This is a genomic window from Pseudomonas sp. (assembly GCF_026224925.1).
In the GTDB taxonomy this organism is placed as follows: domain Bacteria; phylum Pseudomonadota; class Gammaproteobacteria; order Pseudomonadales; family Pseudomonadaceae; genus Aquipseudomonas.
In genome coordinates, this window is record NZ_JAMFRV010000372.1 from 1 (window position 1) to 9,494 (window position 9,494).

The 9,494-nt window shown below is 54.2% G+C and carries 10 protein-coding genes, 1 tRNA gene and 1 pseudogene; 2 read left to right on the plus strand and 10 right to left on the minus strand.

The features are described 5' to 3' along the window. Positions 1–304: 304 nt before the first annotated feature. Positions 305–1,030 (plus strand): annotated as a pseudogene (locus tag M0974_RS16325) (HD domain-containing phosphohydrolase); the annotation flags it as partial. 498 nt (positions 1,031–1,528) lie between these two features. Then, a complete protein-coding gene (locus M0974_RS16330) occupies positions 1,529–2,422 on the plus strand; it encodes a sterol desaturase family protein (protein WP_297838769.1) in 894 nt (297 codons plus the stop codon). 181 nt (positions 2,423–2,603) lie between these two features. Here M0974_RS16330 and M0974_RS16335 read toward each other — a convergent pair. The 10 genes from M0974_RS16335 to M0974_RS16380 all read right to left on the minus strand — a co-directional run. Further along, positions 2,604–2,679: transfer RNA gene (locus M0974_RS16335), tRNA-Lys, on the minus strand. A 58-nt stretch (positions 2,680–2,737) separates the two neighbouring features. Next, positions 2,738–3,412, minus strand: coding sequence for a 7-cyano-7-deazaguanine synthase QueC (gene queC, locus M0974_RS16340; protein ID WP_297838771.1), 675 nt, complete (start codon positions 3,410–3,412; stop codon positions 2,738–2,740). Between the two features lie 16 nt (positions 3,413–3,428). Further along, positions 3,429–4,076 (minus strand): 7-carboxy-7-deazaguanine synthase QueE, encoded by a 648-nt coding sequence (gene queE, locus M0974_RS16345; protein ID WP_297838773.1) that lies wholly within the window; start codon positions 4,074–4,076, stop codon positions 3,429–3,431. Positions 4,077–4,261: 185 nt separating this feature from the next. Beyond that, the gene (gene ybgF / locus M0974_RS16350; RefSeq protein WP_297838775.1) at positions 4,262–5,095 is read right to left on the minus strand and encodes a tol-pal system protein YbgF; all 834 of its coding nucleotides are present in this window, start codon (positions 5,093–5,095) and stop codon (positions 4,262–4,264) included. A 6-nt stretch (positions 5,096–5,101) separates the two neighbouring features. Next, the gene (gene pal / locus M0974_RS16355) at positions 5,102–5,602 is read right to left on the minus strand and encodes a peptidoglycan-associated lipoprotein Pal (protein ID WP_297838777.1); all 501 of its coding nucleotides are present in this window, start codon (positions 5,600–5,602) and stop codon (positions 5,102–5,104) included. Positions 5,603–5,655: 53 nt separating this feature from the next. Further along, the gene (gene tolB / locus M0974_RS16360; protein ID WP_297838790.1) at positions 5,656–6,906 is read right to left on the minus strand and encodes a Tol-Pal system beta propeller repeat protein TolB; all 1,251 of its coding nucleotides are present in this window, start codon (positions 6,904–6,906) and stop codon (positions 5,656–5,658) included. A 47-nt stretch (positions 6,907–6,953) separates the two neighbouring features. Continuing rightward, positions 6,954–8,039, minus strand: coding sequence for a cell envelope integrity protein TolA (gene tolA / locus M0974_RS16365; protein ID WP_297838781.1), 1,086 nt, complete (start codon positions 8,037–8,039; stop codon positions 6,954–6,956). Then, positions 8,039–8,494, minus strand: a complete 456-nt coding sequence (tolR, locus tag M0974_RS16370; RefSeq protein ID WP_297838793.1) for a protein TolR — start codon at positions 8,492–8,494, stop codon at positions 8,039–8,041. Before tolR ends, tolA begins: the two co-directional genes overlap by 1 nt. 23 nt (positions 8,495–8,517) lie before the next feature. Then, positions 8,518–9,213: a protein TolQ gene (tolQ, locus tag M0974_RS16375; protein WP_297838784.1), complete on the minus strand. Its 696-nt coding sequence runs from the start codon at positions 9,211–9,213 to the stop codon at positions 8,518–8,520. Beyond that, the coding region (locus M0974_RS16380; RefSeq protein WP_297838787.1) for a thioesterase family protein at positions 9,203–9,494 on the minus strand (292 nt) is incomplete at its 5' end. The genes tolQ and M0974_RS16380, both read right to left, overlap by 11 nt.

A 9,494-nucleotide genomic window follows, 5' to 3' on the forward strand; every position in this document is an offset into this window, starting at 1 on the left:
AACAGCTTGCGACCCAGTTCGACTATGCCAGGGTCTTGGATGGTCGGTGCTGGGAGGGGTGTTAACGGCTCGTCGAGGACCTGCGCTCTGACGCCGGCGCTCAGCAGCAGAAACGTGACGAGCAGCGTCCTGACTCTTTGAATCGCCATCGTCGTCATCTACCAATTTGCAATGCGGATCATGGCTTTGCCCTGCATTGATGCCTACATATCGGCGAGCTGATCGCGAAGTTTAGAGCCTCATTTATATTTCATCGCAGTTGCCAATCGCCGATACATTTCATCTAACCTTGCTTCGCTCATATGACGAAGACTTCGTCCGGACACTGCACCAGTACCTGGCATTCCAGCTTTCCGAGCGCGAGCGGCAGCGCCTGGAACGCCTGAACCAGCATCAGAACGATGAGTTGAAAAGCCTCAACGCCACGTTGGAGAAACGCGTGTTGGCCCGCACCGCCGAGCTGCAACAAACCGCCGACATGCTTGACGTGGCCTATGAAGAACTCAAACACAGCTACGCCACGGGCACCGAGGTATTCTCACTGCTGGTTAACCAGCGCTTACCTCAGGACAAACAGACCAACCGCCAAGTGATCGACCTGATCAGCGTGAAGGAGATCCCGTATGGCGCCCGGCTGCTTAAGCTGGCAGTGGACTTCATCAAACTGCAGGCCGGGTTGATCCTTGAACGACGCATGAGTAGCGATGAAGCGCTGCTGTTCATCCGAAAATATGCCGGCAAGCTCTACGACCCCGACCTAATTGACGGCTTCGCCGGTGCGTGCGCCGCTTACCTTAACGATGCGGTCCTCAACGACCCCTTGGTCAAGGCTGTGACCACCCGAGAATTGAAGCCGCGGATGACCTTGGTGCGCAACCTCAATGCCGACAACGGCATGCTGCTGAATGCTGGCAAGGTGCTAAACCCGGTACTGATTGAGAAGCTGCTGGCTTTCGAAACCACGGAGAACAAATCCAGGTACAACATTTTCGTGCGTTTGCCTGAGGAAGCGGCGCTTTTGATGCAGTAACAATCGTTGCGGATGCTTACGCATGCCTTCCAGCGCAGCTCGATCTCCGAATCGGAAATCATGACATCGACGGAAAACCTGGAAGATCCCCCCACTGACAAAAACGACACCAAAAAAAACGCAACGCCTGCGCGTACATGGCGTCACCCTCCGGGTCGCAGCCGCTCAGCATGAATACCCAATAGCACTCTGCCCTCCCCGCACCAAGCGCCTACAGATAACCCGTCATCAGGGCCAGCGTGCTGACCCCTTCGAACGACTCAGAATCGACAAAGCCGTGGACAATCTGCGAAATCTGGGGGGCCGCAATGGATAGTACGGCCATGACAGCTATGCTCGCTGCTTGGGTCAGGTCAAAACACTGCAGATGCACTAGCTGAGAACAGGGTTGCGAGAAGCGCAGCTACAAGCGCCCCCCCTGTTCCAGGCCAGCCTATGCCAAGAACGCCATCTGGCATGGGCTTACGCGTTGACGTCCATTAAAAAAATGAGGCAACAATGAGCGACTTCATGCAGTGGGCAATGGCGGGAATCGAACACAACTCCAAGGTGCTGGCCAAAGCAGCCCTGATCGGCGGGGTCGCGTGGATCATTGAAGTGTGTCGTCCAGCCGCGACTGATCCAGGTCTTAGTGGACGGTGGCATAACTTCAGGGTTTTCATTTATTTGTTAGTGGGACTAGCAATCACGGCACCTTTTATGGATTGGTGCGCCCGACTGCTGCCAGCTATATCGTTAATTGAACGCGTTCTACCTGACTGGAAGAGAGACGGCATAGTGGGCGCCGTCGTTGGCACTGCGATATACGCTCTAATATGGGACTTCTTCCAATATTGGGCGCATCGATTTGAGCATAAATCTTCAGCGCTCTGGGTATTTCATAGCGTTCACCATAGCGACACGGAAGTGAACTCCTCAACCGCGCTTCGACAGAGTGTGGGGTCTGTGCTGGTCAGCTTTTTATTTACTCATATCCCAACCACAATACTATGCGGAGGGAATATGATCCCATATTTAGGGTTCACCTTACTTTTCAGTGGCTGGGGTTGTTTCACGCATTCCAACATCCGTATTTCGCTAGGCCCCATGAGGTGGTTACTTTCAGGCCCGCAATGGCACCGATTGCATCACGCAAAAGATAGCCAATATCACGGCTGTAATTTTGCCGCTTTTTTTCCTTTTTTGGACCTGATATTTGGAACGCTGAAAATCCCCGAAAAAGATGAATGGGTAGAAACAGGTATTGAGAACGATACCTTGCCACGGACACCCTTTGCACAAGCGTTCTTTCCATGGCGAAACGAACTGCCAGCCACTTCAAACACCGCTTCCCCATGTAACCCTGAAGAGCTTCAAAGCGGCTCGGTGGGCGATGCTCCCACGTTGGATTGAAAGAGCAGCTGGTTCAGTTGCTGGAGAGCGTTCGAGGGCTGCTTGTCTGGTATGAATCAAGATTGGGGATCTCAGATCCTAGCTATGAAAACCCACCGTGGGAAATCTCGACGCAAAAAAAAAGCCGCAAAGCCTCATTTGCATGGGCCTTACAGCTTTTTAAAAACGTCGAACTTGAAAATGGTGGGTCGTGTGGGATTCGAACCTACGACCAATTGGTTAAAAGCCAACTGCTCTACCAACTGAGCTAACGACCCGACGTGGCGCGTATATTACTGATTTCTATGATTAATTCAACACTTAACTGAAACTAATTCAAAAATAGCGGGTTGGGTCGGCTACAGCCGCCGTCGCAAAGCCTTCTGCGCGCAAACGACAGCTGTCGCATTTACCGCACGCGCGACCATGATCGTCGGCCTGGTAGCACGAAACGGTCAGACCGTAATCGACCCCAAGACGCATCCCTGCTGCAACAATCTCGGCTTTGCTCATGTTCTGCAGCGGCGCCTGAATTCGGAAACCGTTACCTTCCACGCCGGCCTTGGTTGCCAGGTTGGCCATGCGCTCGAACGCTTCGATGAACTCTGGACGGCAATCCGGGTAACCGGAGTAGTCCACCGCATTGACGCCGATGAAGATGTCCCGCGCACCCAATACTTCAGCCCATCCGAGCGCCAACGATAAAAACACGGTATTGCGTGCAGGCACGTAAGTGACCGGAATACCTTCGCCCGGGGATTCCGGGACTGCGATGGAACTGTCGGTCAGCGCGGACCCGCCAATGCCATTCAGGTTCAGGCCAATGACTTTGTGCTCCGCCACACCCAGATCACGGGCAACGCGCATGGCGGCGTTCAACTCGGCGCGGTGGCGCTGACCATAGTCGAAACTCATGGTGTAGCAGGTGTAGCCGTCAGCCAGGGCCATCGCCAGTACGGTCGCTGAATCCAAACCACCAGACAGAAGGATTACCGCTCTTTTTTCAGTCATCGTCTTCTCACTCATCTCAGCGCCCCGGCTCATCATCCCAGAGATACTTGTGCAATTGCATTTGCAGGCGTACGGGCAAATTGTCAGCCACGATCCAGTCGGCCAAATCCCGTGCCTTCAAATCATGATGACTCGGGGAGAACAACACCTCGCCTGCGCGACGTTCCAGACCGTATTGAATCAGCTTTGACACCGCCCAGTCATAGTCTTCCCGCGAGCAGATCACAAATTTGACCTGGTCGTTAGGTGTCAACAACTCGATATTTTCGTATCGGTTACGCCCGACTTCTTTAGAACCTGGCGTCTTCAAATCGACAACCCGACTGACCCGCGGATCGACCGCAGAGATATCCAGAGCGCCGCTGGTTTCAAGGGAGACTTCATAGCCAGCATCACAGAGACGCTTGAGCAGCGCGATGGCGTTTGGCTGTGCCAATGGTTCGCCGCCGGTCACGCACACATAGCGCGGACGATAGCTGGCCACTTGCTCGACGATGGCATCAAGCGCTTGAATGCTGCCGCCGCTGAAGGCGTAGGCACTGTCGCAGTACTGACAACGCAAAGGACAGCCCGTAAGCCGCACAAATACAGTGGGCAAGCCTGCCGTACGCGTTTCACCCTGCAACGAGTAAAAGATTTCGGTGATTCGTAGTGTGTCTTGCATATGAGCCACGGGCGTAATAGCTAAACAGGCCATCCGCCTCCGTTAGGCACTTCAACGAACCTGCAAACGCATGGCCCAGAGAAGCGTATGTATTACCGGAATTTCGGGTGCGAGATTCTAACAAAAAAGCCGCGACAGGCGCGGCTTTCTTTATTTGAGGTCAGTTCAGCTGACTGACATACGCATTACATGCGTTGCAAATCACGCTGTGCCAACTGTGCAGCGGAGGTGCCAGGGTACTGGGAAACCACCTGCTGCAAGATGCCTTTTACCTTGTCGGTGTGACCGAGACGGCGCTCGACATCTGCAAGCTTGTACAGTGAGTCCGGCACTTTTGCGTGCTTGGGATACAGCTGACTGACTTTGGCGAAGGCTTGACCGGCGCCTTGAAGGTCACCTTTGGCCAAGTTCACTTCACCCAACCAGTACTGGGCATTGCCCGCGTATTGGCTGTTTGGGTACTTGCGAAGAAACGCCGTGAAGGCCTGACTCGCTTTGTCGAAATCCTTGGCTTTGATCAGGTCGAAGGCTGCGTCGTAATAGACTTTTTCCTTCGCCGGATCACCCGGTTCCGCGTTTGCCGCCGGAGCCTGCGCTGCAGGTGCCATAGGCGCACCACCGGCATTTACATCACCGTTGGTTTGAGAATTATCGGTAGCTCCTGCGGCAGGTGCGCCGCCAGCCCCGCTTCCAGCACTGATACGCTTATCAAGGTCCTGATAACGTTCCAACGCCTCTTGCTTCATTTGGTCGATAGTGTTCTGTTGAACCTCGACCGTACCGCGTAATTTCGAGATTTCATCCTGCATTTGTTGCAACTGCATGAACAGCTGACCTTGTGCCGAGGCAGGGGCCGTAACCCCTCCCCCGGCATAGGCGCCGGACGTGCCATAACCCGCTGGCGGATAACTGTTACTGCTACCAGAGCCAGAATTATTATCGACCACAGGAACCGCACCCCACGCAAAAAGCGGAAGGGCGAGAGTCAAAACGGTTAGAGCACGACGGCACGTTCGCATGTCAAATTACTTACGCAGTTCGACGCGACGGTTTTGAGCCCAGGATTGCTCGTCGTTGCCGGTAGCAACTGGACGCTCTTCACCGTAGGAAACCAGTTCCAGCTGTGCTGGGGAAACGCCTTGCAGTACCAGGTAGCGTTGAACGGCTTTCGCGCGACGCTCGCCCAGTGCGATGTTGTACTCACGAGTACCACGTTCGTCGGTGTTGCCTTCCAGAACGACGCGAGCGCCATTGGCTTTCAGGTCTTTAGCGTGAACGTCCAGGGAGCGCATGGCTTCTGGTTTCAGGTCCGAACTGTCGTATTCGAAGTAGAAAGTAGTGATCGCGCGCAGAGCAGCTTCTTCGCTCAGGCTGCCATCAACAGCGCCAGTGTTAGCGCCGTAACCAGCGTTAGGATCTACAGCAGCGCCTTGACCAGCGTTATCGCCACCTTTGGACGAGCAACCTACAGCTACAGCCATGGCCAGAGCCAGAGCAGCAAATTTACCAAACTTCAGCATTTCCATCGTGAAACTCCTAATGAACCCCAAGTGTGTTAAGCAAAACGTGTAGCGCCGCGTCAGTTCAGGTAAGGGGACCAGGAAGGTTCTCTGACTTCGCCTTGTGCGGTAGGAAGCGGGAGCCTTACGCGTCCATTAATGGACACGAGCATCAAGACTCCCCGGCCCTGCTGGCGGGTGGCGTAGATTACCATGGTGCCGTTGGGCGCGACAGTAGGCGACTCATCAAGGTTGCTATCTGTGAGGATTTTTACGCTACCGCGCTGCAAATCCTGCACTGCTACCTTGAAGTTTGTGAAGCCGTCCTGACGGTGAATCATTACCAGCGTCTTTTCATCGGCCGACAATTTCGGGTTGGCGTTGTAGTTACCGATGAACGTTACACGTTCGGCACTGCCACCATTGATGCTTGTTTTGTAAATTTGTGGCTTGCCGCCACGGTCAGACGTGAAGTACAGCGTGGTGCCGTCCTTCCCGAAAAACGGTTCAGTATCAATAGCCGGATCATTAGTTACGCGACTGATCTGGCGGGTAGCCAAGGTCATTACGTAAATTTCAGGGTTACCGTCTTTGGAAAGTACGAACGCCAGCTTGGTACCATCCGGGGACCATGCAGGGGCGCCGTTGATGCCTTCAAAGTTGGTGATCTGCTCACGGCGACCGGTGTCGATGTGTTGAATAAAGATGCGCGGACGCTTCTGCTCAAATGACACGTAAGCAATACGTTTGCCGTCCGGTGCGAATCGCGGCGACAAGATTGGCTCGCGCGATTGCAGCAACGTCACTGCACGGGCACCGTCGTAGTCGGAGCGTTGCAGCGTGAAGCGCGTGTTGTTGACCGAGAAACGCTCAGCGGTGACGTACAACATACGGGTTGAGAACGCACCTTTAATACCGGTGAGTTTTTCGAACGCCTGGTCCGCGATGTAATGCGCCATGTCGCGCAGTTGATCGTTGGTACCAGAGACGTTACCGGTCATCACTTGCTGTTCGGTCGCCACGTTGAACAAGGCGTAGTTGATCTGCAAACGACCGCCCGAAGGAACGATGCTGCCGACCATCAAGTATTGGGCGCCAATCGCTTTCCAGTCGCGGTAGATAACCTCGCTTGCCTGAGTTGGCAAGCTGATCATGCTCGCCTTGGCCAGCGGTGAGTAATAGCCCGAGTTACGCAGGTCATTACTGATGATATCGGCCATGTCCTCAGGCAAGACGCTACCGCCCTGCAGCCCGAACGGAACAACTGCTATCGGCGTCGCACGATCAGTACCGGTAGTGACCATGATGTTCTTTTCATCTGCAGCGGCCATTCCCGCCGCACAGCAAAGAACGATAAGCAATCCTCGAAGAATATTAATCACAAGGCTAGATCCTCAGGTTTGAATGTCATCTTGAATGAACGGTAAGGACTGAAATCACTTGGTTTCAGGCCCTGCATTTCTGTCAATCGACCAATATTTTTAACTGCCGCCACCGCCGAGTTATCGAACGGCGTGTCTCCACTGGACTTGGCGATACTGACCGAAGTCACTGTCCCGTCAGGCAACATTCCAATTTGCAGTACAACGGTCATGCCTTTTCTTGCAGAAGGTGGTCGAGCCCAACCTTCTGCAGCGCGCGAACGAATCAGATCGTCAAAGTTGCCCGCTGTCTCGTCACCCTGCTCATCTGCCAATGCCTGCTGCCGCTCCGGTTTATCGGAGAGCAATTCAGCCAAGGCCGCGGCCTTCTTGTCTTCGGCAGATTTGCGTGCAGCATCTTGCTGCTTTTTGGCCGCATCGGCGGTCGATTTTTTCTTGGCGTCGTCGGCGGCTTTCTTCTTCGCATCGTCAGCCGCTTTTTTCTTCGCGTCTTCCACTGCTTGTTTCTTCGCGTCGTCGGCCGCCTGTTTTTTAGCGTCGTCGGCCGCGGCTTTCTTGGCGTCTTCCTCGGCCTTTTTCTTGGCGTCGTCTTCCGCTTTCTTCTTGGCTATATCAGCCTTTTCTTCAACCTTTTTAGCGTCCGCTACTTTTTTCGCTTCGTCCGCTTTCTTGGCGTCATCGGCTTTTTTCGCCTCAGCCTTGGCTGCGTCAGCTTTTTTCGATTCTTCAGCTTTTTGATCTTCAGCTTTTTGAGCCGCGTCTTCTTTGGTTTGTTCCGCAGCTTTCACAGCATCCTGCTTTAGCTGCTCAATTTTTTTCTGTTCCAGCTGCTCGGTTTCAGTCTGCCGTGCAGCCGTTTTTTGCGCCTCACCGGCGATCTTCTGATTGGTCTGGACCGTTGCGCGGCTTTTGGATTTCAGCTGATACAAGGTCGCTTGTACAATAGGCTTGGCTTCCGGCAAATCCGGGGTCATGGCAAAGCTGACGAAGAGCATGCCAAAAATCAGAATATGCAGTGCCACAGCCCAGACGCTAGGCCAGAAGAAACTCTCCGAGGCGGACGGCTCTCGCTGTTGGTGCATCAGGGCGCCTCGGTAATCAAGCCAACATTACCGACCCCTGCTTTCTGCAGCCCGCCCATTGCGCCCATCACAGAGCCGTAATCAACGGTTTTATCGCCACGGATAAAGACCTGAGTCTGCTTGCCACCTTCGCGACCGGCCTGGATGATTTTGGTCACCGCACTGGTCATCTGGGGCAAGGTCATAGCCTTGTCCTGCTGCTTATCGGTATCGACTTCGCTGCCAAGGTTCCAGTAATAGGTCTTGTCAGCCTTGATCGAAATGGTCAGAACCTGATTATTGTTGTCCTGCGGCAAGGCCTCACTGGAGACTTTTGGCAGGTCAACTTTCACGCCCTGGTTGAGCATCGGTGCGGTGACCATGAAGATGACCAGCAGTACCAACATCACGTCGATGTAAGGCACTACGTTCATTTCGGCAACCGGCTTCCGGCGTTTGCGACGAACTTGAGCGATTAAAGCCATAAAGGATTACCTGCTCACTCTTCGCTGGTGTGCACTTTACGGTGCAGGATCGCCTGGAACTCATCGGCGAACGTGTAGTAACGGCTGATCAACAGCTCGCCGCGAGCAGCAAAACGGTTGTAGGCGATTACTGCGGGGATTGCGGCGAACAGACCGATAGCCGTCGCGACCAGTGCTTCGGAAATACCCGGAGCAACGGTCGCCAGGGTCGCCTGTTGAGCAGTGGCCAGACCACGGAAGGAGTTCATGATCCCCCATACGGTACCGAACAGACCGATATATGGGCTGGTAGAACCTACGGTTGCCAGGAACGGCAAGCTTTGTTCAAGCTTTTCTTCTTCGCGAGAAATGGCGACACGCATGGCCCGAGCCACGCCTTCCATCACTGCATCAGGATCGACGCCCGGCTGCTGACGCAGTCGGGAGAATTCCTTGAAGCCTGCACGGAAGATTTGTTCGACGCCCGAATCAGGGTCCGGGTTACTGCCGGCCTGACGGTAGAGCTTGGACAGATCAATGCCTGACCAAAAACGCTCCTCAAAGCTCTCCAGTGCTCGACGAGCAGCACGAATCAAATTGCTGCGCTGAAAAATCATGATCCAGGAGGTAATTGAAGCACCCACCAAAATCAGCATCACCAACTGAACAACTATGCTGGCATTGCTGACCATACTCCACATGGAGGAATGGTCTACTACGTTAGCTTCCACGCGTTATCTCCTGCTCTAAATGTGTACCCGCGCCGCTCTGGCCGGCAAAGGCCGCACGCAGAGCTTCGGGAATGGCCCGGGGTTTCAAACTGTCAGCGCGCACACACGCCACCAAAAACTGCCCTTCGCAAAGCAGCGTTTCATCCGCAGCCAGCCTGACCTGCTGACGAAATCGCAGGCTTGCGCGGTTCAACTCAATCACTTCAACGCTTATCAACAGCTCATCGTCCAATCGCGCCGGCTTGTGGTAACGCGCCTCGCAGGAATGCACGACAAACAAC